The sequence below is a fragment of the Brevibacillus fortis genome, from assembly GCF_003013395.1.
Taxonomy (GTDB): Bacteria; Bacillota; Bacilli; order Brevibacillales; family Brevibacillaceae; genus Brevibacillus; species Brevibacillus fortis.
In genome coordinates, this window is sequence record NZ_PXZM01000001.1 from 27,670 (window position 1) to 54,635 (window position 26,966).

27 protein-coding genes and 1 pseudogene are annotated in these 26,966 nt (G+C 48.5%); 7 read left to right on the forward strand and 21 right to left on the reverse strand.

What is annotated here, in order from left to right:
- Window positions 1-105: 105 nt before the first annotated feature.
- Window positions 106-1,062 carry a helix-turn-helix transcriptional regulator gene (locus C7R93_RS00150; protein WP_106836919.1) on the forward strand — a complete coding sequence of 319 codons (957 nt, stop codon included), beginning with the start codon at window positions 106-108 and terminating at the stop codon, window positions 1,060-1,062.
- Here the strand turns inward: C7R93_RS00150 and C7R93_RS00155 are convergent.
- The 3 genes from C7R93_RS00155 to C7R93_RS00165 form a co-directional block, all read right to left on the reverse strand.
- The gene (locus C7R93_RS00155) at window positions 1,031-2,224 is read right to left on the reverse strand and encodes an MFS transporter (RefSeq protein ID WP_106836920.1); all 1,194 of its coding nucleotides are present in this window, start codon (window positions 2,222-2,224) and stop codon (window positions 1,031-1,033) included. The two genes, C7R93_RS00150 and C7R93_RS00155, sit on opposite strands and share 32 nt — an antisense overlap.
- 200 nt (window positions 2,225-2,424) lie before the next feature.
- Window positions 2,425-3,204 (reverse strand): helix-turn-helix domain-containing protein, encoded by a 780-nt coding sequence (locus C7R93_RS00160; RefSeq protein WP_106836921.1) that lies wholly within the window; start codon window positions 3,202-3,204, stop codon window positions 2,425-2,427.
- 107 nt (window positions 3,205-3,311) lie between these two features.
- A complete protein-coding gene (locus C7R93_RS00165; RefSeq protein WP_106836922.1) occupies window positions 3,312-4,172 on the reverse strand; it encodes a LysR family transcriptional regulator in 861 nt (286 codons plus the stop codon).
- 129 nt (window positions 4,173-4,301) lie between these two features.
- On the opposite strand from C7R93_RS00165, the gene C7R93_RS00170 reads away from it, so the two are divergent.
- Window positions 4,302-5,270, forward strand: a complete 969-nt coding sequence (locus tag C7R93_RS00170; RefSeq protein WP_106836923.1) for a DMT family transporter — start codon at window positions 4,302-4,304, stop codon at window positions 5,268-5,270.
- Window positions 5,271-5,415: 145 nt separating this feature from the next.
- Here C7R93_RS00170 and C7R93_RS00175 read toward each other — a convergent pair whose 3' ends face one another.
- From C7R93_RS00175 to C7R93_RS00190, 4 genes are all read right to left on the reverse strand, one after another.
- Window positions 5,416-6,075: an anti-sigma factor gene (locus C7R93_RS00175; protein ID WP_244191403.1), complete on the reverse strand. Its 660-nt coding sequence runs from the start codon at window positions 6,073-6,075 to the stop codon at window positions 5,416-5,418.
- A 59-nt stretch (window positions 6,076-6,134) separates the two neighbouring features.
- On the reverse strand, window positions 6,135-6,680 hold the full coding sequence (locus C7R93_RS00180) for an RNA polymerase sigma factor (RefSeq protein ID WP_106836925.1): 546 nt from the start codon (window positions 6,678-6,680) through the stop codon (window positions 6,135-6,137).
- 93 nt (window positions 6,681-6,773) lie between these two features.
- Window positions 6,774-7,232 (reverse strand): hypothetical protein, encoded by a 459-nt coding sequence (locus C7R93_RS00185; protein ID WP_106836926.1) that lies wholly within the window; start codon window positions 7,230-7,232, stop codon window positions 6,774-6,776.
- Window positions 7,233-7,270: 38 nt separating this feature from the next.
- A complete protein-coding gene (locus C7R93_RS00190) occupies window positions 7,271-8,074 on the reverse strand; it encodes an extracellular solute-binding protein (protein ID WP_106836927.1) in 804 nt (267 codons plus the stop codon).
- A 161-nt stretch (window positions 8,075-8,235) separates the two neighbouring features.
- Here C7R93_RS00190 and C7R93_RS00195 point away from each other — a divergent pair, with 161 nt between their 5' ends.
- Window positions 8,236-8,454, forward strand: a complete 219-nt coding sequence (locus tag C7R93_RS00195; RefSeq protein WP_146142400.1) for a hypothetical protein — start codon at window positions 8,236-8,238, stop codon at window positions 8,452-8,454.
- A gap of 160 nt (window positions 8,455-8,614) precedes the next feature.
- On the opposite strand, the gene C7R93_RS00200 is transcribed toward C7R93_RS00195, so the two are convergent.
- Together C7R93_RS00200 and lplA are read right to left on the reverse strand one after the other, a co-directional pair.
- Window positions 8,615-9,010: a GNAT family N-acetyltransferase gene (locus tag C7R93_RS00200; protein WP_106836929.1), complete on the reverse strand. Its 396-nt coding sequence runs from the start codon at window positions 9,008-9,010 to the stop codon at window positions 8,615-8,617.
- A gap of 436 nt (window positions 9,011-9,446) precedes the next feature.
- Window positions 9,447-10,436: a lipoate--protein ligase gene (gene lplA, locus C7R93_RS00205; RefSeq protein ID WP_106836930.1), complete on the reverse strand. Its 990-nt coding sequence runs from the start codon at window positions 10,434-10,436 to the stop codon at window positions 9,447-9,449.
- A 242-nt stretch (window positions 10,437-10,678) separates the two neighbouring features.
- Here lplA and C7R93_RS00210 point away from each other — a divergent pair, with 242 nt between their 5' ends.
- Window positions 10,679-12,436 (forward strand): methyl-accepting chemotaxis protein, encoded by a 1,758-nt coding sequence (locus tag C7R93_RS00210; protein WP_106836931.1) that lies wholly within the window; start codon window positions 10,679-10,681, stop codon window positions 12,434-12,436.
- Between the two features lie 87 nt (window positions 12,437-12,523).
- On the opposite strand, the gene C7R93_RS00215 is transcribed toward C7R93_RS00210, so the two are convergent.
- Window positions 12,524-14,287, reverse strand: coding sequence for a sensor histidine kinase (locus C7R93_RS00215; RefSeq protein ID WP_106836932.1), 1,764 nt, complete (start codon window positions 14,285-14,287; stop codon window positions 12,524-12,526).
- The gene (locus tag C7R93_RS00220) at window positions 14,277-15,002 is read right to left on the reverse strand and encodes a response regulator transcription factor (RefSeq protein WP_106836933.1); all 726 of its coding nucleotides are present in this window, start codon (window positions 15,000-15,002) and stop codon (window positions 14,277-14,279) included. Before C7R93_RS00220 ends, C7R93_RS00215 begins: the two co-directional genes overlap by 11 nt.
- 199 nt (window positions 15,003-15,201) lie before the next feature.
- Between C7R93_RS00220 and C7R93_RS00225 the strand changes: the two genes are divergently transcribed.
- On the forward strand, window positions 15,202-16,191 hold the full coding sequence (locus tag C7R93_RS00225) for a M23 family metallopeptidase (RefSeq protein WP_106836934.1): 990 nt from the start codon (window positions 15,202-15,204) through the stop codon (window positions 16,189-16,191).
- Between the two features lie 49 nt (window positions 16,192-16,240).
- Here the strand turns inward: C7R93_RS00225 and C7R93_RS00230 are convergent, their stop codons facing one another.
- Window positions 16,241-16,840 (reverse strand): DJ-1/PfpI family protein, encoded by a 600-nt coding sequence (locus C7R93_RS00230; RefSeq protein ID WP_106836935.1) that lies wholly within the window; start codon window positions 16,838-16,840, stop codon window positions 16,241-16,243.
- A gap of 135 nt (window positions 16,841-16,975) precedes the next feature.
- Here C7R93_RS00230 and C7R93_RS00235 point away from each other — a divergent pair, with 135 nt between their 5' ends.
- Window positions 16,976-17,683 (forward strand): ArsR/SmtB family transcription factor, encoded by a 708-nt coding sequence (locus C7R93_RS00235; protein WP_106836936.1) that lies wholly within the window; start codon window positions 16,976-16,978, stop codon window positions 17,681-17,683.
- Here the strand turns inward: C7R93_RS00235 and C7R93_RS00240 are convergent, their stop codons facing one another.
- The 9 genes and pseudogenes from C7R93_RS00240 to C7R93_RS00280 form a co-directional block, all read right to left on the reverse strand.
- Complete coding sequence (locus C7R93_RS00240) at window positions 17,684-18,571, reverse strand: DMT family transporter (RefSeq protein ID WP_106836937.1); 888 nt, start codon at window positions 18,569-18,571, stop codon at window positions 17,684-17,686. It abuts the gene before it with no gap.
- A 95-nt stretch (window positions 18,572-18,666) separates the two neighbouring features.
- The gene (locus tag C7R93_RS00245) at window positions 18,667-19,812 is read right to left on the reverse strand and encodes a GNAT family N-acetyltransferase (RefSeq protein WP_106836938.1); all 1,146 of its coding nucleotides are present in this window, start codon (window positions 19,810-19,812) and stop codon (window positions 18,667-18,669) included.
- Window positions 19,805-21,139 carry a F390 synthetase-related protein gene (locus C7R93_RS00250; RefSeq protein ID WP_106836939.1) on the reverse strand — a complete coding sequence of 445 codons (1,335 nt, stop codon included), beginning with the start codon at window positions 21,137-21,139 and terminating at the stop codon, window positions 19,805-19,807. Before C7R93_RS00250 ends, C7R93_RS00245 begins: the two co-directional genes overlap by 8 nt.
- A complete protein-coding gene (locus C7R93_RS00255) occupies window positions 21,127-21,978 on the reverse strand; it encodes an MBL fold metallo-hydrolase (protein WP_106836940.1) in 852 nt (283 codons plus the stop codon). The genes C7R93_RS00250 and C7R93_RS00255 overlap by 13 nt, the downstream gene beginning before the upstream one ends.
- Entirely contained in the window at window positions 21,968-22,969 is a 1,002-nt protein-coding gene (locus tag C7R93_RS00260; RefSeq protein WP_106836941.1) for an NAD-dependent epimerase/dehydratase family protein, read from the reverse strand. Before C7R93_RS00260 ends, C7R93_RS00255 begins: the two co-directional genes overlap by 11 nt.
- A gap of 15 nt (window positions 22,970-22,984) precedes the next feature.
- A complete protein-coding gene (locus C7R93_RS00265) occupies window positions 22,985-24,160 on the reverse strand; it encodes an ATP-grasp domain-containing protein (RefSeq protein WP_106836942.1) in 1,176 nt (391 codons plus the stop codon).
- Window positions 24,150-25,145 carry a beta-ketoacyl-ACP synthase III gene (locus C7R93_RS00270; RefSeq protein ID WP_106836943.1) on the reverse strand — a complete coding sequence of 332 codons (996 nt, stop codon included), beginning with the start codon at window positions 25,143-25,145 and terminating at the stop codon, window positions 24,150-24,152. Before C7R93_RS00270 ends, C7R93_RS00265 begins: the two co-directional genes overlap by 11 nt.
- Window positions 25,146-25,287: 142 nt before the next feature.
- Window positions 25,288-25,485, reverse strand: a pseudogene (locus tag C7R93_RS00275) (winged helix-turn-helix domain-containing protein); the annotation flags it as partial.
- A complete protein-coding gene (locus tag C7R93_RS00280) occupies window positions 25,473-25,889 on the reverse strand; it encodes a hypothetical protein (protein ID WP_244191405.1) in 417 nt (138 codons plus the stop codon). The pseudogene C7R93_RS00275 and the gene C7R93_RS00280, both read right to left, overlap by 13 nt.
- 173 nt (window positions 25,890-26,062) lie before the next feature.
- Between C7R93_RS00280 and C7R93_RS00285 the strand changes: the two genes are divergently transcribed.
- Window positions 26,063-26,941, forward strand: coding sequence for a proline iminopeptidase-family hydrolase (locus C7R93_RS00285; RefSeq protein WP_106836944.1), 879 nt, complete (start codon window positions 26,063-26,065; stop codon window positions 26,939-26,941).
- Window positions 26,942-26,966 lie beyond the last annotated feature (25 nt).

Consider the following 26,966-nt stretch of genomic DNA (forward strand, 5'->3'; position numbering starts at 1 on the left):
TATCGATTCATACATCAAGAATAACGAAGTAAATATGACAACCGTTGTCATATTCGTTAAGATACAATCAAAGTCATTTTGTTTTTACTTCTAGGAGGGCTTTTTATGCGGGCAGATCGACTCCTTACGATCTTGTTGCTCTTGCAAAACCACGGTCGCATGACGTCCAAGCAATTAGCAGAAAGGCTAGAGGTATCCGAGCGAACCGTTCACCGTGATATGGAAGCCTTGAGTGCGTCAGGCGTTCCCGTCTATGCGCTGCGCGGTGCAGATGGGGGCTGGGCTTTGGCAGAAGGATATCGCAGTAATTTGACCGGAATGAAAATAGATGAGCTGCAATCACTGCTCGTAGCCTCCCCTGCTGCCTTGTTGAATGATCTCGGGCTGCATGAAAACTATGAAGCGGCTTTTTTCAAGCTGCTATCGGCGCTGCCAAAAACCGTTCAGCAGGATGCCATCCACGTACGCCAGCTGCTTCATATCGATGGGGCTGGCTGGCATGAATCGACCGAAACTTTTCCGTTCCTGTCTGCTGTTCAAGATGCGGTATGGCTTTCACGCAAGCTGTTCATTTGTTACATGCGCGAGGATGTGGCCGTAGAGCGCATTGTCTGCCCACTCGGACTCGTAGCCAAGCGAAGCATCTGGTATTTGGTCGCCCAGGTGGACGAGGACATGCGAACGTACCGGATTTCACGACTTTTGGATGCACACCTGCTAGATGATGGCTTTATCCGCCCAAGCGATTTCGACCTCGCACGATACTGGGAGCAATCCACACTCGACTTCAAATCCAGCCTCCCGCGATATCCAGCGCGGTTGCGGATTGATAAAGAGACCTTTCCAGCCGTAAAACAGGAGCGCTATTTAAAAATAGCTTCCACCCAAGCCGCAATAGACGGCTGGATAGAAGCAGAAGTTGAATTTCATACACTGGCATCAGCATGCTCGCTGATTCTCAGCTTCGGCCCACACATCCAAGTGTTGGAGCCCCAAGAATTGAAACGTGAGGTCATTGAGCAGGCGCGTGCTATACTTGGCCTGTACGAGGTCCCGAATTAGCAAGGACTTTCGTTTCTCGTCCGTACACGAGCAGGACGATTGCTCCCACGATCAGCACCGCGGTAAATACACTAAAAATGAACGTGTAGCTGTAATGATGCGACGAGTAGTAACCGACGAGATACGGTGCGATAATGCTGCCGATTCTTCCGACACCGGATGCCATTCCAGAACCGGTAGCGCGCAACGGTGTCGGATAGTTTTCCGGCGTGTACGCGTACAAAGCACCCCAAGCCCCCAGGTTGAAGAAGGACAAGAATGCTCCCGTCACCAACAGCTCTATCGTGCCACTGCTTTGTCCAAAAGCGAAGGCCATCACACCAGTCATGAACAAGAAGGTCGCCAGCGTCCATTTCCGTCCCCATTTTTCCACGAGATAGGCTGCCGCGAAATATCCTGGCAGTTGGGCCAATGTCATGATCAGTACGTACTGGAAGCTTTTGATCATCGTAAAGCCTTTGTCGACCAAAACAGATGGCATCCATAAAAACATGCCGTAGTACGAGAAAGCAATTGCAAACCAGACAACCCACAGTGTAATCGTCTCTGTGCGATGGGACGTCAACAGCGTTCCAACAGGAATCTTCTCGGCCTGCTTTTGAAACTGCGGAGATTCAGGAATGCTGCTCCGGGCGAACCAGGCGTACACAACGGGCAATGCCCCGATCATGACAGCCACGCGCCAGCCATAGTCCGGAATGATGAAATACGCTATGACGGCTGCCGCGATCCAACCGACCGCCCAAAAACTCTCCAACAGCACAACCGTACTTCCTCGCTTCTCCGGCGGTGCAAACTCGTTTACCAACGTCGAGGCTACCGGCAACTCTGCTCCCAAACCGAGTCCCATCAGGAAGCGGAACAGCAGCATGGTTGCAAAACCAGTTGCGAAAGCGCTCGCAAAACTCGCCAAGCCAAACAAGACCAAGGTCAGCAAAAATACTGGCTTGCGGCCAATCCGGTCAGCCAAGTAGCCCCCTGCAATAGCCCCAATCGCCATGCCGACGAGATTGCCCGTCCCTAAAAGCCCGGCCTCTTCCCCTGTCAAACCCCATTCCTGTCGTAATGCCACCATAATAAAAGATAAAAGTGCAACATCCATGGCATCGAACATCCAGCCAAAACCGGCTGCCCAAAAAACTTTTTTGTAAGGCTTTGACATTCTCGTTCCCTGCTTTCCTTTCGTTTGCGCCTGATATTCGCGCCTAGTTATCATTTCGCTTTTTCGTCCAATATCCTGCTCACGGAAAAAAGTTCGACTATTGTGATAGTAGGCTTTCCCAAGAAGCTCCAATCTAGTCGGGAACATAGCAAAAAAGGCAGCCTTATTATGCGTAAGCCGCCATTTTTTCTATCCTGGGACTATTGAGGAAGCCGCTGAATGAATCTGTTCATGAGCAAAGAAAGAGATATCAAAATAGGAGGGTCGTCCGGATGAGGCACATGGAGAGTAACTTGCTGATGAGGGACGATCGTAGTTGGTGTGACAATGATTGGTTTCTTGGAACGTGTGCGCAATGTCTCGTACGGCAAGAGAAAATCCATCGCCTGCATGCCCCAGGCAACTGATGTCGCCATCAAGTAATACGTGCCCGGCTTGACATTGGTAAAACAAAAATTGCCTTGTGAGGGTAGCAATGTTCCGTACAAAGGAAGACCTTCTGGAATCGGCTTGGCAAACAATCCAATCAAAATGACACCTTGAAAAGGCTCGGTGGACTCGATTGTCCCTGCAATGGTCATCGGTCGCTCGGGGGCAGGATGCAACCGAGTCCACTCTGTCAACTGCTGTAAGGAACGGAGACGATCTTCGGCTAGCTGGGCCGTTTCTCGAAATTCGCTAGGCGACACCCCGACACGCTCCGTAAAACGGGTAGAGAACGTCCCCAAGCTCTGCTGGCCAATTTCCAGACCAATGTCGCGAACACTCATGTTCGTGCGTAGCAGTAAATCCTTTGCCCTTTGGAGGCGCATGGTCGATACGTAATAAAGCGGGGGGAGACCGATTCTTTCTTTAAAAATCCGCGCAAAATGATACTGGCTATACGCAACATGATTCGCCAACCGGGAAAGTGGTAAAGGCTCATCTAAATGTCGATGGATATAAGCGATCACTTCGTCAATTTCAGTATACCTGTCCATCAGTAGAGCCGCTCCCTCCTTCATATGCACCGCCAGATATAGAACGCTTGTTCTGAAATAAAATTTACCATATTTTTCACATCGATGGAAGGAGGAAATTGCAGCACTTACGCTTTCATTTTCTGCAAACGGATTTCGTCCAGAAACGCTTGCATCGTGCTCGTTATAAATGAATCTTTTCGGCGAATAAAAACGGTTGTTACCTCATGATAAGGCTCCGGGATGCAATGAATATGAACCGCTCCGCTCTCGACCAAGTGATGCACTGCCGACTTCGGCAAAATGGTAATGCCGATCCCCGCTGCTACGCCCCCGATAATCGTCTCGAACGTTCCGAATTCCATCACTTTTTTCGGAATCAAGCCCTCTACCTTCATCCAGGTCTCTAACCGCTCACGATACCCGCAGCCCTTTTTGTAGAGCAAAAGAGCTTTCCCTGTGATATCACTGGCAGTGAAGGAACTGTTTTTCGTTACCAACACCAACTCCTCTTGAAACACTTGCTCCTGCTCAATTAAAGGATGGTTGATCGGCCCACTTACGAACGCGCCATCCAGCGCGAGATCCAGCACTTTTTGCAGCAAATTCTCCGTCACCCCTGCCTTGAGTGACAGATCGACATGCGGATACTGGCTGCAATACGAGGATAACAGCCCTGGAAGGGCATTGATGGTCTCGACCATCCCGACTTCCAGCACCCCGGACGGCTCAGACGCCCGATGAAAATAATTTTGCATTTCTTCGAACTTGGCGATGATTTCTCGCGAATACTCGAGCAGGCGCTTCCCTTCTGTATTTAAGGTCATTCCTCGCTTGTTGCGATAAAACAAAGGCGTTCCCAGCTCTTTTTCCAGCAGCTTGATCCGCGCCGTTACATTCGACTGAACATAGCTCAGCTCGGCTGCGGTCTTGCTCACGCTGCCCAAAGTGGCTACCATCTGGAATATTTTCAAATCATTGATCTCCACTTTTCTCTCACCTCATTTTATCCATCATTGAAAATGATACATAAAGTTATTATCAATCATTATACTAACATATTTTCATCCAGTATGATGTGGTAAGTCAGCTTTGTATTGAAAGGGAGAAATCGCATAATGAACAAGCAACTACTTTTGGGGTCTATTTTCTGCATGGTCGCCAGTATGTCATGGGGGGCGATGTTTCCGGTAGCGCACATCGCGCTGCAAGAGATCGATCCATTTTACTTCTCATTTCTTCGCTATTTTTTCGTAACGATCATTTTGTGCGGTTTGCTCTGGGCAAAAGAAGGCTTGTCTGCTTTTCGTTTGGAGGGGCGCGGGAAGTCTCTGCTGTTTTTTGGAACCATGGCGTTCACCGTCTATAATATGGGGGTATTTCTCGGGCAGGATTTGATGGGAGAGCCAGGCACGATTGCAGCGTCCATTATGGAAGTGCTCATGCCGATGATCTCGATTGTACTTTTGTCCATTACCACTAGAAAGCTGCCGCCGTACTATACGTTGGCAACGATTCTCGTAGCTTTGGTCGGTGCTGTCCTTGTTATTACCAATGGCAATCTTACCTTCTTTACTACAGCAAGTGAGCATTTGATCCCGTTGTTCTTCATTTTCATCGGTGTTGTGGGTTGGGTCGTCTATTCGATCGGCGGCGGGCGTTTTAACACGTGGTCTACGCTTCGCTACTCCACGTTGACGTGTCTCTTAGGAACAGGCGTTAATTTCGTGATTGTCACGGTCTCCTCACTCTTTGAATGGCTTCCGGTTCCTACCGTCGAAACTGTGATGTCCATCAAGTTCGAAATGGCGTTCATGATTCTTTTACCCGGCTTTGTAGCTCTTTTGAGCTGGAATGCAGGCATCAAGCTGCTCACTCCGCTCAACGGCATTTTGTTTATCAACCTGGTTCCGATCACGACTTTTGCCATGATGGCGTTTCAAGGTTATGAGATCAGCCGTTACGAATTGTGCGGCACCTTGCTCGTGATCCTTGCTCTGATCGGGAACAACCACTTCCAGAGAAAACAACTGCTATACCGAAAAACTGTAAAACAGCCTAGCGGAAGAAAGGTACCGTCTATGTGATAGGAATTGATATAAAAAACAGTCAGGGCACAGTAATTAAGCCACATATAAGGTTTGAGTTCGGTATTGTACTGGACTCAAGCCTTTTCATTTTGTGTTGATTCTTGCTCGTTGCAAGGTTTTTGCGATGTAATCCCGTTACCATCTATGACCCGGCGATTTTTTGTCCCCTTGGCTGGCTGCTGTTGACGTCCGGTTCGACGGTGATGCCGATTTGATCAAAAGTCTGCCCTGCGGCGAGCTGATAGGTCAGTAATCCGAATCCATTTTCGTCCGGCTTGAATATGCCGCCATTTTCCCTCTTGCCGTCTTTCAGCAGCCAAACCTGGTATACCTGTGAACCTTCGACGTCGGGAAATTCGTTAACCTGCACCACCAAATTTTTCTCTGATCCCTGCTGGACAATATAGGCGATGCCGTTTGCTCCCGGGTGGCTTTGATTGGCTGCTTTCAAGCGAATGGCTGTTAAAATTTCAATAGGTATATTTTCGGCATGGCGATTGTTTTCCTGCACATTCGCTATTCCAAGGCCAGTAATCGCGAGCAACAAAACGGCCACGATGCTGGCTGAAACTGGAGTGAACTGGCTCTTGAGTATCATGGCAAGCTTGCTCATCTTAGCCATAAATGTTTCCGTACCACTTTTCCTTTTGTGATCAAAAACAAACCCCAGTACCTCGCCTTTTAGCGATTCAGGCACCTCGATTTCGGTATAATCAAACGGCAAAGCATGCCAAGCCTGGGACAATTCCTGATATTCTTTCTTACACTCCGTACAATTCTTTAAATGTTCAACAAAGGCCATGTGTTCGCTCTCCTTGAGCTCATTTGCTATATATGGAATTAAATGCTCACAATCTCTTCTCATTTTATATCCTCCAGTTCCAGATGCTTCCTCAATCCTTTAAGAGCCTGGTGAAGCCTGCTTTTAATCGTGCCGAGCGGCTCTTGTTCCAGCTTGGCGATCTCTGATAGAGAATACCCTTTCCAATAAAGCAAATCGATTAATTTTCTTTGCGCCGTCGGCAATTTGTTTTTCGCCATCGCGATATCATTCGTATTTACTCGTTGCTCGATTGCATTGGCAGGGTCGGCGATCTCTTCAAGTTTCTCTTGATGGTGTCGTGTATGCCGTTTCTCTTTGCGGAGGTAGTCAATGCAAATATTGCGGGTAATCGTGAGGAGCCAATTGACAAAGCTGCCTTGATCGGGATCGTAATGGCTGTTTGTTGTCCATAGCCGCAAAAAGACCAACTGAACAATCTCTTTCGTCTTATCCTCATTCCCATTGCAAAACTTCATAACAAAGCCGTAAACAAGCTTTATATATCGATCATAAAGTTCATCTAATGCGTGACGGTGTTTTTCGTTTACCAATCTCATTAATTCCGCATCGTGTTTTTCTTTCATGTGGCACTCCCTGTTATTGGATAAAAATATATTGCCGTACTATTGTAAAAGTAAGGATGGGAACGACCGCGACTGATCGTTCCCTGGGTAGGCTTATTTAAATTCTGTCTCGCTGTTTACGACAAACCATACATCTTTTACTCCTTGTCCGCTTACATCCCCTTTTTGCGTGTCTTTTGCAAAATAATAGAGAGGAAAGCCTTTATACGTGACCTGCTTCACCCCGTTGTCTTCTCTTGTGATCGTAGCGAAATCCTTTTTGTCAAAACCTTCAGGGACGGCGAAATCCTCCTGGGTAAATGCTGGCCAGTTTGCCAGACAGTCTCCGCTGCAATTGCTTTTTCCTGCTTCGTCCTTTTTAAAGTAATACAGAGCTCTTCCCTTTGGATCCGCCAGGTACTTTCCAGCTTTCTCATTCTCCAAAAGCTGGAGGCTCTCCGCTGGGGCTTGAGCGGGTTGATTCGTCTCTATTTTTTCGTCAGTGCTTTTGCCGCAGGCAGCCAAAACAAAAAGAATGGATAGTATCGCAAGGATATAAATTCCTTTTTTCATGTATATTCCTCCCCGTTGTTTAGATGTAAGGCTCGTCCTTACTTCCAGCCCCATTTTCGAAAGATTTGGTGAGACTCTTCTGTTTTTAAATATTCAATAAATTGCTGCGCCTCTTTTTTCTGATCGGTGATTTTCGTCAGGGCAATCGGCGTTCCACGATAGAGTTTTTCCTCTTCGGGCAGTTCGACCAAGTCAGTCACATCCTGGAGCCGGTAATGCCATGATTCATAGGTAATCCAGGCGTCCATGCTGGAATTCGATTTCCATTGTTCAATGGCTTCGGCACTCGACTTTACAGAAAGGTTTATATTTTGGGAAATGCCTTCGATCAGCCCTTTTCTGCCTGCCTGGTCTTCCCACAGACCAAGCTGGCCAGCCCCATTCACATCGATTATGTTTACTCCCTTTTTCGTTAAATCCTCTAGGCTTTCAATCTTCTTAGGATTTCCTTTCCTCACCAATATTCCTGCAGCACGCGGGTAAAGCTGCGTTCGTGATTTCGTGTCGATCATTTCGGGGTGGTTAAAGATGAAGTCCTGTAGCATATACTCGGAGCCACCGAAAATAATATCTGCATCTTGCTTTGCTTGGCCTATCCATTTGCCCTCTGGGCCGGCTGTTACTTCCACCTTGATTCCCGTTTTAGTTGAAAAACGTTCAGCAGATTCCTTGATCGGTCCAAGTGGTCCGCCCGGTCCGTACACCCGGATGACATGATCACTTTGGCTGGAAATTTGTGTCGCCTGGGATGCCGGCTTACGATCCTCTTTTGCATAGGCTGACAATCCGGCAGTCGTAATGACAAAGAGCAGTACAGTTGATAAGAACACGGTCTTCTTCATGATTCTTCCTCCATTTCATAAATAAATTTTCCCGGTATATTAAAGGAAACGAAGGGAGGCTGTAAACGGTTTGATTGTTATTCAAAATCCGGACGATTGATCTGAATCGAGACATCTCAAGAGCTAGGCAGCGCCATTTACGCCTAAGTAAGACAGAACTTGTGGAACGCATTCTTACCTTAGAACAAGGTTTTGCCTTACAAGAAGAACATTGGCTTTGCTTAAACGATGATTTACTTCATTGGCGACTACGTGCGGAAAAGGCTGAGGCACTTGCTGAAAATATGAAAAATACTTTAAGTATTAAGGATGCCCAGATTCATCGTCTACGCTCACAACTTAATGAGGTCCTATCAAATGATAATATTAGAGGCCAATAGTGTTCGAGGAAAATAAAGTAATAGACTGGATGTGTTGATCCCACGCGAATTAAGGCAAAATTAAAAGGCATGAGCCCGGTACAATACCGGACTGATGCCCAGGCAGCCGCCTAATTAAATGACATGTCTAACTTTATGGGGTCACTTCAGTCCCGTTGGTTTAATCTTTCCTCCTCCATAATCCCCCAGAACAGGGAGTGAATCCACTCCTTGTATAAAAGAATGTATGTTTTGAATCGTATGTCAATGTTACAATCTCTAACCCAACACGTTCTGCCTCTTGCAGTAATTTCCTAACTAAGGATTCGCCAATTCCTTTTTTCTGATATTCCGGGTGTACAATTATGTCTTCCATGTACCCATGTTGCAACCCCATCCCGGCAACATAGCCGAATGCTATAAGCTTATTTTCCTCATCTCTGAGACCAGCCCAAAAGTTACAACGTTCGAATAATGTTGGATAATCTGAATATCTGCCGTCCCAACCAACCAGTTCCCTCAACTTGGGAACTTCATCCGCTACTATTGGTAGATTAATTATTATCTCTTGCTTCAATTTATTATTCTCCCTTGTCTTTTCTAAAATTTGTTCTACACTATCTTGAAACTATCCTGCCAGTTAGTTTAATGACGAATCGTCAGTCTACAGCTTTATTTTCATCTGACAAATAGCGCGATGCATTGGTGTACAAGAGCTAAAAGCGGCGGTGACACCACCTGCAAAGTAGCAGAAATTATATCGGGAACTTCTGCACGCCAAAAAGGGGCAGCACGAGGAATCAATGCTCCTTTACGAGCAGTGTCTCGCTGAAACTGGGCATGTCGGTCGCGTTACCATTGTGAACGATCTTTTGGAGGTCTATTTGGAGAGCGACCAACCAAGAAATTTTAAACATTAACGCAGAGTCGTTTAAAAATCAGATTAAATAAAAATGGCTGTCGACTTTCTCGACAGCCTGACCTAACAAAATTTGGGTTTTTTGCGTTCTTTTTTACACAAGTAACAGATCGACAAAAGATTCTTGTTCCAGCTTCCCGAAAAACTCCTGGAGATTGACATCAGACAGTCGGGCACTAACGGAAGAACGATCATACGGCGTATCACGAAGCAATTCCTCCAGCTCAGCTACATCACGTACACCGAAGAAATCCCCATAAATTTTCGCTTCTTTTATTTTGCCTTTTTCAATATCAAGCTGGATCTCCACGGTGCCGATATCAAAACGTTTGGATTGACGGTAATTGCTTTTCGGAGACTTGCCGTAGTTCCACTCCCACGTCTGGTAACGGGAACGAGAAAGCTCGTGAATTTTCTCCCAATCCTCGTCAGTCAGCTTGTATTCTTCGATCTCCCCTTCTCCAAAAATCGAGCGGAGAATCGCCAGACGGAACTCTTCAATGGTCATCTTCGTCTCCAAAAACTCCGAGATGTTGGCGACACGGCTGCGAATAGATTTGATCCCTTTGGACTGGATCTTCTCTGCGTTTACCTTGAGAGCAGACACGACGTTTTCCATCTCCGAATCAAAAAGCAGCGTGCCATGGCTGAACATGCGTCCTTTGGTCGAATACTGCGCGTTTCCAGAAATTTTCCGTTCCCCGACCTGTATGTCATTTCGTCCTGTCAGCTCTGCTTCTACCCCTAATGTTTTCAAGGCTTGTACCACAGGAGCCGTGAATTTGCGGAAATTGTGGAAGGACTCGCCGTCATCATTCGTAATAAAGCTGAAGTTGAGATTGCCCAGATCGTGATAAACAGCGCCGCCTCCAGACAGTCTGCGAACGACGTGGATATTGTTTTCCTCTACATAAGTTGCATTAATCTCTTCGATTGTGTTTTGGTTTTTCCCGATAATAATAGAAGGTTCATTAATATAAAACAGTAAGTAGTCGTCACTGTTGGGCAAATGCTTTAGGGCGTACTCCTCAATCGCCAAATTGATGCGTGGATCTGTAATCCCTTGATTATCGATGAATTTCATTAGATAGCCTCCATCCGTAAGCGTTCTATCTTCCTAATCATACCATTTCCTGCTGGTCTGTACTGCTTTCGAATCTGCTCATTTATGCAGCGACGATTACTTATCTTATTTTTTTTGTAGATTTTTTGAAAATCCTCTTTAAAAACGTTTTCATTTTGTCGATATAGGAACGTAAGTCTAGGGCAATCATCTTGGTGTTTTCTTTTCTAGATCAAATACTATGGACCAACGAGGTGTTCTTTATGAAAACAACCAAGTTCTCCCGTTCAAGCTCTCTTCGTACTAAGCTCGTCCTGTTATGTCTCCTACTATTGGCGATTCCTTCCCTTAACATTGGAATTCAGGGCTATTATTCTGCGAGCTACAGCTTGGACGACATGGGCAGCCGCATCTTAAAAAACAACGTGAACTTGACGATTGAAATGATTGATGTTCTCCAGAAACAGGTCGAAGCTGGAAAAATCAGCAAAGAAGATGCACAAGAGCAAGTAAAAATTCACATCCTCGGCCCCAAGCAGTCGGATGGAACCCGCTCGATTAACAAAAATATCGATACTGGTGCCAGTGGATACATGTTCGTTCTGGATGAGAAAGGTGTCATGCTGGCCTCTCCTACTATTGAGGGGAAGAATCAGTGGGATGCAAAAGATCCTGACGGTATCTTTTTTACCCAAGAAATGATTAAGCGTGGCCAGGAAGGTGGCGGCTTTACATACTATCAGTGGTTGAAGCCAGCGGAGCCAGATATTCTCTATCCGAAAATCGCCTACTCCAAGCTAGACCCTCACTGGGGATGGATCGTAAGTGCAAGCAGCTACATGGAAGACTTCAATGCCCCTGCCGAAGAAGTACTGTCTGATTTGATGCTCGTGCTGGGAATCTTCTTGATCGTCGGATTCGTCGTCTCTTGGTACGCCTCTGGGTTCATTTCCAAGCCGATCTCCTTGGTTACCGAGCGTGTGAAAGAAATTGCTGGTGGTGATCTGTCCGGAAAAGATATCGTGATAAAAAACCGTGATGAAATTGGGCAATTGGTACATGACGTGACCCATATGACAGAGAATTTGCGCCAGCTCATCTCTCGCGTCCGCATCAGCTCTCTGCATGTTGCTTCTACCTCTGAGGAGCTGACGGCGAGTGCAGAACAGACGAGCAAGGCAACCGAGCAAATTGCCGTCACGATGCAGGAGATCGCCATCGGAGCAGAGGATCAGTCCAAAACGATCGATGGAACGGTTAAGACGATCAACGATATGTCCTCGAGTCTGCAACAAATTGCATCCAGTTCCGAACAAGTCTCTCTGACAGTCGATACAACGAACATGCTGGTCTCAAACGGCAATGAAGCGATTGTCGGTAGCATCGCTCAAATGAATTCCATCAACACTACTGTCCAAGAGCTGGCAGAATCAATCAAAATGCTTGGTCACCGCTCTTCGGAAATCAGCAAAATTATTGAGGTCATCACATCAATTGCCGAACAAACGAACCTGTTGGCGCTAAACGCTGCGATCGAAGCTGCCCGTGCTGGAGAGCATGGACGTGGATTTGCTGTCGTCGCCAATGAAGTACGTATCTTGGCCGAGCAATCAGCAAAATCTACTCAACAGATTAAAGACCTCATTAGCGCGATTCAAGTCGATACGAACAAAGCCGTATACGTGATGGAGACGACGACATCTGAGGTTTCGGCTGGAATCGAAGTCGTACATGAAGCCAGCAAGGCCTTCCAGGAAATTTTGTCTGGAACGACAGAAGTAGCACGTCAAATTCAGCAAGTTACCACAGCCACTCATCACATGACAACAGGAGCAGAGCAAGCTGTCCATTCCATTGAAGCCATTGCCTCCACTGCGGAGACAACGGCTTTCGGAACACAAAACATTTCTGCTGCCGCTGAACAACAATTAGCCTCTATGGAGGAAATTTCGTCCTCTGCTGCTTCCTTGTCAAAAATGGCGGACGAGCTGCATGAATCGATTCAGCAATTTAAGGTGTAACCATAAAATCTCGTAAACGAAAAAGGCTGCCTTGCTGGTCAAACCTGACCTCGCAAACGCAGCCTTTTTCTCTCCATAAAAGCCTATCTAAGCTCGAGGCGATTGCTCGGCTTCCCACGTAATCGAAATCGTCGTCCCCTGCCCGACAGCCGTTTTCACCTCGATTGAACCACCAAACGCTTCCACTAATGCTTTTGTAATGACCATCCCAAGGCCAGAGCCTTCCGTCCGAGACTCGGTGTCTGTGCCACGATAATACCTCTCAAATAGTCGAGCTGCTGTTTCTTCATCCATCCCACTGCCATTGTCTCTAAAAATGAGCACAGCTGTAGATGGCTCGACTGCCTGTACACGGATGGACACAATCGTACCGCTCTCGTTGTGAATCAAGGCATTGGCAACCAGATTATCCACGATACGCTGAAACCAAGGCTTGTAGACGAGCATGTAAACAGGTTCGGCAGAGGGGGTAAAGCGAATGCAGCCTTCCGGGTACAATGGGTGTTTTGCTGTTTCCCTAATGGCTTCGGTCGTGCAAACATTCAGGTCAACGAGCTCGACTGTAGGAGCGCCTTGTCCGTTTCTTAATCGATACGTCAGCGCCAAATCGTTGATCAGGTCTTCCATATACGCTGACTTGTCCAAAATAATTTTGGCAAAAGTATGTACCTCTTCTGTCGACCACGTATATTCAGCATTCCCTAACAAATGCGCGTACCCTTTGACAGAGGACAGCGGTGTTTTGAGATCATGGGACACACCTGCGATCCACTCATTTCTCAATTGCTCCGTTTCTTGGCGAAGCTTTTCGTTGCGGTAAAGCGTTTGCGACAAGGAGTCCATCGAATCGATCACATCTTGGTAGATACGATATTTGCGCTTTCTCTTCCCCCGCTTGTCTTGACTGAGCGGAACACCATCCGCATTGGCAGGCTCCTCGTACTTTCCTCCACGCAGAAAGGTCAGCCACCGTAAAACGTGAACAATTGGTGCCCCAAATCTCTGTCCGAACAAGTAAGACACAATCCCGAAGACGAGCATCGCCGACAAGAGCAACATACCCATCCCGATGAAAAGGGCCTGACTTTCCGGTGTCAATAGCGGCTCTTCCCCGGGAGTCGTTCCTGGCAACGGAAAACTGAGTACCCAGGTTTGACCGCTATTTTGATCATAATGCGATACAATTGTTGCTCCGTAGCGATCCGGGTATATCGAGCGCAGCGCCAGTTCTTCCACTGAGAAATCCTTGATCGCTTTTGCAGGCTTATTAAATGAAGCCAGCTCTGCCCCCTTCGGATCTAGGAGCTGCACCCAGCCTGCTTTGCTCTTCAGTTGATTTTGGATACTTGGAGGAAGCATGATCTCGTTATTATTATGAACAGCTTCCTTAATCACTTGCTGCAAGAAGTCGTCATCGCGATTCGACATCCCATATAGCAAGGTGTGAACCACGCCGTCTTTTTCCTGTATCCATAACGATAGCCGATACGGAAACGGGCTTTTACGGAGCCAATAAGCTGTTAATTGGCCAGGACTGTAGTAGCTGGGGACGTCAGGCGGAGTAAAGAAAGAGTCGGTGACATAGCCCTTTTCATCAATCCGCTGAAGCCACCCTCCGCTATCTCGCACACCCTCCAGCAGCTTCGGGTCAAAACGGACATCCTCTCCCTCTACTTCAATGGTCTGGATCAGCCGCTGCAAGCCGACACTCTCAAATTCACGTGAGGACTGTACTTTTGACATTTCTTCAAGCGTCCAATATAGCGTAAAACCGGCTAGCACAAAGAGGATGAGGCCAACCAGCACCAGCCACATGATCAGATGGAGCGCGATTCTGCTTTTAATATTCATAAGGAAGGCCCTTTTTCACCATTTTGTACCCGAGTCCCCTGACGTTTACTAAAAACTCCGGTTGCGCTGGATCGGGCTCGATGCGCTCCCGAATCCGGTGGATATGTACCATGATGGTGTTGTCGTCACGTAAGCTATTCACGCCCCATACTCGTTCATACAGCTCGCTTTTCGAAAATATCCGATTCGGATTTTTGCACAAAAATAGCAACAGTTGAAAAACAAGGGACGGGCAAGGAATGACTTTTCCCTCTACTTGGAGCTCCCCTGCCGCTTCATAGACTTGAAAACGCCCAAAATCGAAGCCCCCATGAACGGTTGCTGTCGGTACGACTGGGTTCGGTTTGCGCGTACGGCGAAGCAATGCCTTGATGCGTGCGACGATTTCCATTGGGTTAAACGGCTTCGTCACGTAATCATCCCCGCCAACGGCAAATCCGGTCAGCTTGTCAAAATCGGTATCTCTCGCACTCAAGAACAAAATCGGCGCATCCGTCAGACGGCGGATGAATGGACATGCTTCTATGCCGCTCATGTTCGGAAGCGTTACGTCCAGAACGATCAGGTCATAGCTTTTTCGCTCGCATGCCCAGAGCGCCTCTTCGGACGTTTTCACTTTGTCGATCGAGTGGAATCCTTCTTTGTGCAGTACGGTCTCAAGCAATTGGAGAATGGCTTGCTCATCGTCCACGAGAAGGATAGCTGCATCTTTCACGATCACTTCGCTCCTTTTGCGCTTTTGCGTTATCCTCCATTTTATCATGCGCAGTGTCAGCGCGCGTCCGCAACAACCTTAACGGAATCATAATTTTGCGTGCGATCGATTTAAGCATCCTGTAAGCCAGCGTTTCATGTCCGATAAGAATGGCTTTCTATAATGGAGCTAGCGCTAAGAAAAAGATAGGAGTGGCGACATGAAAAAAGTATGGATTTCACTCGGTGTAGGAGCAATTCTTCTGACAGGATGTGCTACGCAATCAGAAGCAACCGCAATATCCTCTACTACTGAATCCCCCAAAAAGAAAGAAGAAGGGGCAAAAACGATGACTGTTCAAGCAGAATCTTTTGTGCAAGCTCTCCATGACGGAAAAATAGAGGATGCATATGAGCAGAGTAGCTCGTCATTCAAACAGCAGGTTTCAAAAGCACAGTTTGTAGAAGGGTATGCCGCTTTTAGCAAGGGGTTGAAATCGTGGAATCACCATTCCCACACGTCCGTAAACGGCAGCTATTATGACACCTGGGTGGATCAGGACGCCAAACGGGGACTTGTCCTTGCGACGGATGAAAAAGGAATCATTACGGGCGTTTTATTAAAGCCGCTGCAAAGCTACCCTGACACCGACAATGCTTTGACAAAGCTGGTGTACAGTGCACCCTTTACAGGTGAGTGGTATGTATCCTGGGGAGGTCAGAATGTCCTTTCGAACTATCACTACGAGGTGGAGAGCCAACGCTACGCATACGATCTGATTCAGATCAAAGACGGATTATCCTACAAAGGTGATCCTGCGAAAAACGAGAGCTACTTCGCATTCGGGCAAGAAATACTTGCACCGCAGGCAGGATCAGTTGTACATGTCGTCAACGATATCAAGGATAATGTCCCTGTCGGAGCGATGAACGCGCAGCAGCCTGCTGGCAACGTCGTCATCCTCGATCATGGCAACGGAGAATTCAGCTACTTCGCCCATTTGAAGGAAGGCTCCGCTAAGGTGAAGGTTGGTGATCGTGTGCAAAAAGGCGATTTGCTTGGACTATGCGGCAACTCTGGTAATTCCAGCGAGCCTCATCTGCATTACCAGGTCTCTGACGGCAAAGATTTGTACAATAGCAAATCGATTCGCGTGCAATGGGAGAATGGATTGAATCCGCGTCAAGGTGACAGCATTCCCGCGAAGTAAAACGTATAGTTGTTCATCAGCGGCAGTCATCGCAGACTGCCACTTTATTCTAGAGGACAATATCGTACTCCATTGTCTTGGCAGTCTGTTCTGCTACTTCCGCCCCTACTAATCGTTTGATGATATGGAAGGACATATTGATACCTGCTGAGATTCCAGCAGATGTCACGATATTTCCTTCATCTATGAATTTTACCCCTTTTTGCACAATGACTTCAGGAAACTCCTTTTCCAGTCGTTCGAGACTTGCCCAATGGGTCGTTGCTTTTTTGCCTGTTAATAAACCTGCTTTTGCAAGTAAAAAGGCTCCTGTACAGACAGAAGCCATCAGCTCCACCTGCTGCATTTGCTCACGAATCCAATTGATCACTTGTTCATTATGTACTTCTCGTTCCCTTGCACCCACCCCACCTGGAATGATGAGAATATCAAAAACAGGCATATTGTCAAAGCTGTAATCAGGTTGGACCTTCAGACCATTCAATGTTTGAATCATGTTCCCTTTTTCCGATACCGTTTTTACAAGAAAAGGTGTGTGGCTGTCATTTTCCATAGATGTGACCGAAAAAACTTCAAGCGGACCTGCAAAATCCAATACCTCTACATCGTCAAATATAAAAATTCCTACTCGCCATTGCTTGGACTCCATGTGGATCTCCCCCATTCGCCTTTTGGGTATATCTTACAACAACTCATTGTGGAACATCTCTTGTTTTTTTAGCTGTGAGAATCTGCTAGAGTCATGGTTAAGAAGATAAGAACGATGGAGGAGGTCCGCTGTCTGATGAGTACCAGCCCGAATATTATAGAGGTAGCGTCCCTCATAGGAGAACCATCCCGCGTCTCCATCCTGGTCAGCCTGATGAACGGTAAGGCACTCCCTGCCAGTGAACTCGCACGAGCCGCAAAAGTCACCCCCCAAACGGCAAGCACGCATTTAGCAAAGCTGGTAGAAGGCGGTCTTCTAGTCAGCGAATCACACGGCAGACATCGCTACTATCGTCTGGCCAGCGCAGAAGTCGCCCATGCCTTGGAATCGTTAATGACCATCGCTGCACCTAAGCCAGTTCGTTCCTTGCGCGAGTCCGACCAATTGCGAGCCATCCGCTATGCTCGCACCTGCTACGATCATCTCGCAGGCGAAGTGGGCGTTGCCCTGACGCAGAAAATGCTGGAATTGCAGTTGATCGAGGCATCCGATCAAGACTACGTGCTCAGTGAAGCGGGAAAAACCAAGCTGCAATCACTCGGCGTGGACCTACAAGCCAAGCCGAAGAGCAGGCGTCGTTTTGCCCGTCCGTGTTTGGATTGGAGCGAGCGTCGCCACCACCTGGCAGGCAGTCTCGGTGCCTCTCTCACCAACCGGTTGTTTGAGCTTGGCTGGATCGAGCGAGTGCCAGGAGGGAGAGCTGTTCGTGTCACCTCGTTAGGCAGCACTGGATTTATGACGGAGTTCGGGTTGCATGTAGTTGAATGCAAAAAGCACAGCTAGCTACTCTGCTAGCTGTGCTTTTTCACTTACTTGCCTTCGCGGAGCAAACGTCCAATTCACGAGGAAAATCCCTGCGAAAATCAACAATCCGCCTATATACACATGCCATTGCACTACCTCACCGAGCAGCAACCACCCCGACAAAACACCGAAGAACGGAGCAAGGAACAAGAATGCACTCGTCCTACCCGGATCTCTGTGATTCAACAAATAAAACCACGTCGCAAACTGCACAATGGAAGCCATGATGGCGAGCCATAGGACGACGAACACAGCGGTCTGGGTTATAATCAGCTTCGGCGTTTCCAGCGTGAACCCCATGACCAAGAGAACAATTCCTCCGAACAGCATCTGATAGGCAGTCATCACCCACACGTTGAACCGAACTCCCCACTTTTTGACGAGAATCGTGGCCATTGACCACGCCAGGGCGGACCCGATGCCGAACAACGTCCCCGTCTCCCATTGCAGATGGAAGCCAAGCGTGATGAACACCCCAACCAGTCCAATCAGAACGCCCATCCATTGCGTCAGCCGATAAGATATTCCGAGAAACAACGTTCCCCATATAACCACGAGCAGTGGGTTCATAAACGTCAGGATCGAGGATTCACCCGCTGTAATCGTACGCAGACTCAAAAAGATACACCCCATAACGGCGGCTGTCTGCAAAAATCCGATCAAACACAGCTTCCCCCAGTCCCTCACCGACTTCGGGAGCGGCTTTTTCCATACCCACGCTGCCATGATCAGTCCTGCCAACGTAAAACGCAGTCCTACCAGCAGCAATGGTGAAAAATATGCCAATCCAATCTTTCCTACCGCAAATGACGAGCCCATCAATGATGTCGTCACGACGACAAGGATGCCGAACAAAATTCGATTCATTGCGTTGTTCCCCCGTTTCAGGCAAGCTACTTGTTTCTTCTTACATGTAGTGTACCTGACGGTTAGTTCGATGAGTGTCGAAGTGTCAGATGCTTTTATAGTTGGTACTTCTCCACCATCTTGATCCCAATTTGATTCAGCAAAACAGCGAGCACCTTCCAGACCGATTGACGATAAAACGGCAAATGTTTGACATACACCGCTGTATATTCGGGTTCCCCCTCGGCTCCTCTGTCCGCTTTGAATGCGCCTACGCCTGCACTTTGATGAAGCAGGATGCCTTTTCTCTCTGCTTCTTGTACCAATAGACACGACAACATCCGATACAGCCCGGTCTCTTTGGGGAGAGTCGTATCATAGCCAAATAGCGGTGTCGTCATCACACCTTTTCGCTCAAAGTAGCCCAAAATGCCGTCCAGTCGCCCGTCTTTTTCCAAGCCGATGAGGGTCAATGTCTTCTTTTGTATCGCTAGTCGGACGAACTCCACCGAAAATTGTGGATTATGCTGGGAGTATTTATCCAGATATAGCGCGTTATATAAAGCAACGATTCGCTCGACATGCTGTTCTCCCATTTCCTCATGACGTAGGATGCGATAGCCGGATTTGGCAAGCATTTTCCGATCGCGACTGAGCGTATTGCGGACCCGCCACTTGCCCTGCGCTGGCCAATCGGGGTGGAACAGGTAGACGTAGCGGCTGGGAACCATCAGATAGCCCTTCTCTACGAGTCCTTTGTGGAAATCTGGATACAGCCTGCGACAAACAGATCGAAACGCGATGATATGGCCGGGGAACTTTTTCACGCAGCCCTCCGTGATCATCTTCACTTCATCTGCATTCACATCATGATACAGATTCGTCGATAACAGCCAATTGTTGACGATGACCATTTTGTTGCATTGGCTTTTTTTCATCCAGCGTCCAAGCCCTGTCAGAACCGTCGACAATACGCGCCGGAGCAGCCTCGAATCGAGCATGCCCAGCTCTTCCTTCGCATACGTCACGTAATGGGTAAACACCGAACTGACATACGAATTGTCGTACTCGGTATCGTTCACCGTTACGGGCATGATCCTATCGCCTACACGGAGTGCATGTATCTTCGTCTGTACGTTTTGCACATAACGGGATGGCTGTTCCGTCATCATGGGCAACAAGTAGCTTTTGACGTAGTCGTCATCCTGCGCTTGTTCCCAAGGGATGTCCCCCTTAGAGGCCTCTTCATACCATTCAATCACTTGCCTGTTCACCTTGAACAAACATCCTCTCTACGCGCCGCAATTTTTTCGTACCGAGATTCAACTGGTACGGCGCAAACACAATCGCAGGCAATTGTCCTTGCTGATCGGCAATGACTCGTTCAAGACTTTGGCGCACTCGCTCCTGCTCTCGCTTGGACGGTCCTTCCCCATCCTTCATGAGTAGTGCTACCTCTACTTGCTCATGACTGAGCTGCCGTACCGTATACTCTTCAATCGCATCAGACGAGGTAATGACCGCACGACGGATGAAATCGGGAAAGACCGATATCCATCTCGCTTCGTTTTCATGGCGAAATACAAACAGATCATCTGCCCTGCCCTCAATCGATTCCAGCGCCATAAACACAGAGCCGCACGGACATGGCGTACGCTTTTCCGTTAAAATGTCGTTCAAACGATAACGGATAATCGGCTGTGTCGTCCGGGAAAAGTCTGTGATGATCGGAAAGAACCTCTCCTTTTGCTCATCGAGATACTCCTTTTCCACCACCACAAGGTCTTCATTGACATGCAACGTCCCGTGAGAGCAGCTCACGGCAAGCAGCCCTTCCGTGCACTGATATATTTGATGCACAACCTGCCCGAACACTTCTGCGATGTACGTTTGATCCAACGGGTCCAGCACTTCCGCCACCGAGATCACCTTGGTCGGAGATACCCGCAATTTCCCTTGACGCTGAGCCGTCGCAAGCATTCGCAACATCGAGGCTGGCGCAACCAACACTGTCGGCTGATACTGATTCAGGTGATCAAGGTGCTGATCGAGCGGTATTTGCAAATCGAAGAACGAGAATTGAATGCGCCGCCTGTTGACCGCCGTGTACAGGTTGCTGTTCGCTCGCAAGAAAAAAGCAATCCGATGCGTAGACCAGAGCGGACCAGGCAATGCTTTTGCCAAAATCACGCCCGCCCACTTCGCTTGCTCCTGCGGCCCTACGAGAAAAAGCCCACGATTGCCAGATGTTCCAGAGGATAAGCCTACGGTCACGCCGTTTAATTGGGGAGTGAAATCGCGGGTCGATTCTGCTTTCAGCGCAATCGCAAACGCTTCTTCCTTCTTGACCCCGCACGTATTCAGCTCGTCAAAATGGTCCATCATGTGCTTTTTATCAATCGGCTCCATCTGTCTCCATTGTTCTTGTGCTCCCATTCTCTTTCGGTAAAAAGGAGAGGCTGGCAAAATGCGAGACAGCATCGCTCTGACCTGCTCTTCTTGCCATTTCACCAGCTGCTCACGCGTGGAAAACCGACGGGCAAGCCACTTCGTTTTTACATACTGCTTCAAGAGGGTCATGATCTCCATGTAAACTCTCCTCTGCTGGCCTGCCAGACTTCCCCGCAGTGTGTCGGCATGATTTTCATGTCGGGACGCTGGCTGGACAGCACATGCAGCTTGTGCAAATGCGAACGATACGCCTGTCGATCCGCCATGATCAACCTAGCCAAAGGATGAGGCAACAGGTTGCCACGATAGGCTTCACTTGACCAAGCGGCATCCGCGCATAAAAACACATCCCCATGATCCCGATCGCGCAGGAACACACCAAACTGCCCGATTGCATGTCCGTTCAGATCGACGATGTACAAGCTCTGATCCCCAAACAAATCGTAGCCTTCGTCGTATGGCGCGTAAGCTTCTGGCAATGCCACCAGCCCTCCGCGATCAAGGAAAATCACCCGTTCTTCGAAATCGTCAGGCATCAAATCAGGCAAGTACGCCTCCCTAAGCGCCGCCCACCCCGTTTTTCCCTTCACGTGGTTATAGGCGCTCTCAAAGCAATATAGTCTCGCATGTGGAAAATCCCGCAAGCCACCGAGATGATCCGCATGAAAATGGGAAATGAGAATTCCCGCTATGTCTGTCGTTTTGATTCCACGCGCTGCGAGCTGCTCAGAAATGCTCTCGTGTGCCTCCGAGAATACGGGCGTTATTTTGCCGTACAGCGAATAAGGAAGCTTGCTCGTGGCTTCAAAAAAGCGCTGCGAATAGCCCGTATCAAAGAGTAGCAAGCCGTGGACGGGGTGCTCGATGAGTCCTGCGATGGCGTGGAACGGAATGTTTTTCATCCGTCCGCCTTTTCGCGAAAACATCTCGAGCTGCTTGCAGTAGCCTGTGTCTATCAGCGTCAATTTAACGTCCATCGTGCATCCTCCACCAATCTGTAAACGTCTCGATGCCACGGGCAATGCTCACCCGTGGTTCATAACCCAGATCGCGCTTTGCCTTGGAGATATCCAAGGTTTGTGATTTGGCGAGTACGCCTACCGAGTAACGTGTCAAAACCGGCTCGCGATAGCCCAAAACGGTCTTGGAGAGTGCCTCCAGCACCCAAGCTGCCGCATACGCCTTCCAATAGGGCAGCTCGCGTGTTTTCAACGGAACTCCCAAGCGACGAAACACATCTGACAACACCTCAATCATCGTCACTGGCTCCCCGTTTGTAATGTTGTAAGCCTGTCCCAATGTGTGCGCTGGAGAATCCATGCACAAGATCAACGCGTCCACGACATTTTCCACATAGGTCAAATCAACGATCGCCTTGCCACCGTCGATAAGCGGAACGAATTTCTTTTCATTGGCGCGAATCAGTCTGGGAAGAATCGCATTGTCCCCTGGGCCAAACAAGGCCCGAGGACGAATCGTTATCGTCGGAAGCCCTGCAAGAAATGCCTTGTCGACTTCCAGCTCCGCCTGATATTTGGTCTGTGCGTATGTATTGGCAAACCGTACGGGCATCGGCTCATCTTCGCGGATTCCCAGCTTGTCGTCAAAAGCAAAATAAATACTCGGCGTCGACACATGAACCAGCCGCTGGATGCCATGTTGCTGGCAGCCCTCGATGACATGAATCGTTCCTGTGACATTCGTCTCGTACATGTCATGGTACGTTCCCCACGGGGAGGAAAAAGCAGCCGCGTGATGCACGATGTCCTGATCGCGGCAAGCCTTCCACATGGCTTCTCTGTCTCTTAGATCTGCCCGAAGGAATCGAATGCCTCGCTCTTGCAAAAGACGGCCGATCTGCTCGTCTCGTCCTTGCGCTGTCACCTCATAGCCCATTTCATGCAGTCGCGTAGCCAGCTTCTGTCCGAGAAACCCCGTCGCCCCTGTTACTAGAACTCGCTTGTTCATTTCTTCCTCACGTCCTTACGCCTCTTCTCCGTTCCATTCGATATCGCTCGTACTGCAAGCGATCATGCTTTTTCTCGTTCGAAAACTCTGCCAAGCCAAATCTGCCAGCATGGAGAACTGATCAAAAAAAGGCCGCGGATCATCCCGCCTGAACAGAACATCCCTTGCTGAAAACAGGTCGCTCACCCAACGCTTTGCCTTTTCCCCATTCGTCATGCCAAGCAGGCCGTATGTCAGCATCGCCATCCCTAGCATGCAAGCTTGTTTTCCAGCAGGAACAACGGTTTTTCCCCGATCCGAAAAATAAGCAGTCGCAGCCTCTAGCTGTCCTGTAAACAAGTGCACACCGCTTGTCAGGCGTGGATTGCATTCGATCACGTATAGTTCTCCCTGCTCATTCTCAATGAAGTCAAATGCGATTTGTCCACTAAACTTATGCTGTTGTACGAAGCGACTAACAAAATCTCTTACCTGTGGATGGGCGGAATAGGCGAAGTGAATCGAGGCGCCCTGCCCTGCTGTATGTGTTGTTTCGTAATCAGCGTACAAAGAGAGCTGTCCATTATGAGCAACAGCGTAGCTGCACACCTGTTTCCCTTTTATAAACTGTTGGACTAGCCATGGTTGCCTACCTGTCGGTTCGGGTAGCGTGGACTGCCCTGCCGCAGATGACGGGTCTTCCACGATCCGTACATGTGCTGCGAAGCGAGAATACACGGGCTTCAACACAACAGGCCCACTAGCTTGCAGCATGGTCTCCCGCAATTGAGCAGGAGATTGTACCCGAACTGTCTGTGGGACCAGTGCTCCCACCTCACGCGCCATTTCGGCAAAAAGCCATTTGTCGTGCAACGAGCGCAGTACCTCGATTCCTTCCACAAGCACTTCCCCATAGTCAAGCAATCGATCCCGCCCGCGAGATACGTAGAATATCTCCTCGCAAGTCGGGATCAAAAGATCGATGCGCTCATGCTGCATGATTTCACACAACTTTTCAACATAAGCATTGGGCTGCTGGCGGGGAGGCGGAACTTGATAGGAGCGTTCCACATAACGAGAGTGCTGGCATAAATGTCGCCGCGCACTCTCCGCTACAATAACCCGATGTCCCGCAGAACCCAACAAACGCGCCAGCTCTAACGTAGCTGGAGCTCGCCCTCCTGTCAGCAAGACTGATTGTTTAGTATTCAAGCACAATTCCTCCGAGAGACAAGCCGGCAGATGTGCCCAGCAGCAACAGATGATCGCCTCGCCGTACACGATTCTGCCCAATCGCTTCATGCAGCGCCATCGGGATCGAAGCTGCGATAACATTCCCGTGCTCCGCCAGAATGTTCACCATTTGCTGGTCGCTAAATCCGAGCTTACCCGCCATGATCCGCATCGCCATCCCACTGGCCTGATGAGGAATGACCGTGCGAATTTGCTCCTTGGTTACGGAGGCTCCGGACAGCAAACGATCCACAAATCCGGTAATCAACTGCGAGGTCAGTCGAAAAATTTTCCGTCCATCCATATCAAATGCGAAGTCAGCTTCTCTTCCTTTTGCAAATTGGCTTGGGTGGATAAGCGTACCGCCGCCCCTTATTTCGGAATAATGCGCTCCTTCACTATATGTTTTCATGCTTGAACCCAGGATGCGGGAGCTTTCTGTCTCTGGCGTCCTGCCGATGACAACAGCCGCAGCTCCATCTCCGAACAGCACGCAGCTCTCCTTTTGCTCCCAATTCAAGCCGGCAGAGGATATCTCTGATGAAATGATCAATACTCGCTCATAAATACCAAGCGCCATCTGGCACGACATCACATCCAGTGCAGTGACAAAGCTTAGGCATGTCGCATTTATATCAAAGCAGGGAATACCTGATTTGTTTAATTGAAGCTCTTCTTGAATCAAGGCAGCCGTACATGGGATTTCCTGCTGCGCCGTCCCACTTGCACATACGATACAATCGATATCGTGAAGGGAAAGTCCCGCCACTTCCAAAGCACGCCTAGCAGCGATGGCCCCCATCTGTGCAGCCGTTTCATTCGTCACAAAATGCCTGACGCTTACCCCGGACTTTTTCTCTACCCATCCAGCCGCAAGTCCCAGCTTTTCTTCTAGTTCTGCCGCTGTTACTCGCCGAGTGGGCAAGTATTTTCCTGTTCCGAGGATTTTGATTCTTCTCTCCATCATCTGTGTCTCCCTTAGCTCGCGTTACTCACACACTATTCCATGTCTGCCATTTATTTTACCTAAGTTAGTCGATTTATGGTAAACAGAATAAACACTTGGTACTAATTACCCAAGTGTTTGCGTATGTGCATTTTACCTACTAGAGTAAAAATCGATATCCGACACCCCATACCGTCTCAATATATTGCGGCTTAGACGGATCGCTTTCTATTTTTTCCCGCAGCTTGCTGATATGCACCGTCACCGTGGCGATATCCCCGTACGAATCGAGACCCCAAATTTTTTCAAACAGCTCTGTTTTGCTGAATACCCAGTTGGGGTGTGTTACCAAAAAGACCCGCGTTTGTTATCGGCGTCATTTTCTGGTTGGTGTCTTCTATCCATTTTTTCCATGACCCGATAAACGTTACTATCCCCTTTTTTAACAACGACTTGATCATTTTCCAGAAAGGCTTGAAAGCTTTTCTCGCCAAGCATATCTGTAAAAGTCGCGTCCACGATTCCGATGTGCTGGTTATGATCGATCTTTGCGACTCCCTCCAGTGTGAGTAGCTCCGCTCCGTTGTCTGTGAGCGCTAACTGCGCGTGGGCCGTCATGCTCTTCGCTTCCTTCGTTTGATGCAGAGCTGATTCATACACGCCCCTTGTCGTGTTATCCGCACTCGCCGATGCCACGTAACCCCAAATCAATGCTCCTGTGATTCCAACCGACAAGCCGATACCCAACCATTTTTTCCGCATGTTGATCCCTCCTATTTTATCGAAAGCAACTGTCATCGCTTTCTATACCAGTGATGATAAAAGGAGGGTCTAAACACGCTCTAAATCAATTCTTAAAAAAGTGTAAAAACAATTCCATATGCTATATTGAGAGAAGGAAAGATCAGCATGAACCCGAAGTGGAGGCATTATCGATGAGCATGCAAGAAGGCTATATAGAAGTTCCTGGCGGAAGAGTATGGTACAGTCGTGTCGGCGAAGGGGAGAAAACACCTCTGATCGTCCTTCACGGAGGACCTGGCAATACGCATGATCCGCTCCAATCAACGCTTCATGTCTTGGGAAACGACAGACCTGTTATTTTCTACGATCAGCTCGGGTCAGGAAATTCCGATCGACCGACTGATCTGTCTCTTTGGAAAACAGGGCGCTTTGTGGAAGAGCTGGCTTGCGTAAGACAAGCACTTGACTTAAATGCGGTTCACATCCTGGGGCACTCGTGGGGCACGATGCTGGCAGCCGCTTATTTGGTGGATGCCAAACCAGATGGAGTACAGAGCATCATCTTCTCCAGTCCATGCCTGAGTGCAGAGCGTTGGAAACAGGATGCCGATCGTTTAATCGAGCAATTGCCAGTGGATGTGCAACAAACCATCGCCACACATGAGGAGCAGGGCACAACTGATTCACAAGAGTACCAGGACGCCATGAAGGAATATTACAAGCGCCATGTGTGCCGCCTTGAACCCATGCCAACAGTCATGACAGAAAGTCGCCCTAAAGCGAACAAAGAGGTGTACATGACGATGTGGGGACCTTCTGAGTTTTGCCCGACAGGTAACCTGAAAACGTTCGACTACACACCCAAGCTGTATCAGATTAACATCCCTTCCCTGTTCGTTTGTGGTCGTCATGATGAAGCGACTCCAGAATCGACAGGTTATTATCAGTCTCTGGTGCCAAACGCCGAGCTCCATGTCTTCGAGAACAGCTCGCATGTCGGCTATTTGGAAGAGACTGAGGAATACGTGCAAGTCATCCGCAGCTTTTTGCAAAAAGCAGATACGAAGTAATGAAACAGGACCGAATCTCGCAAGT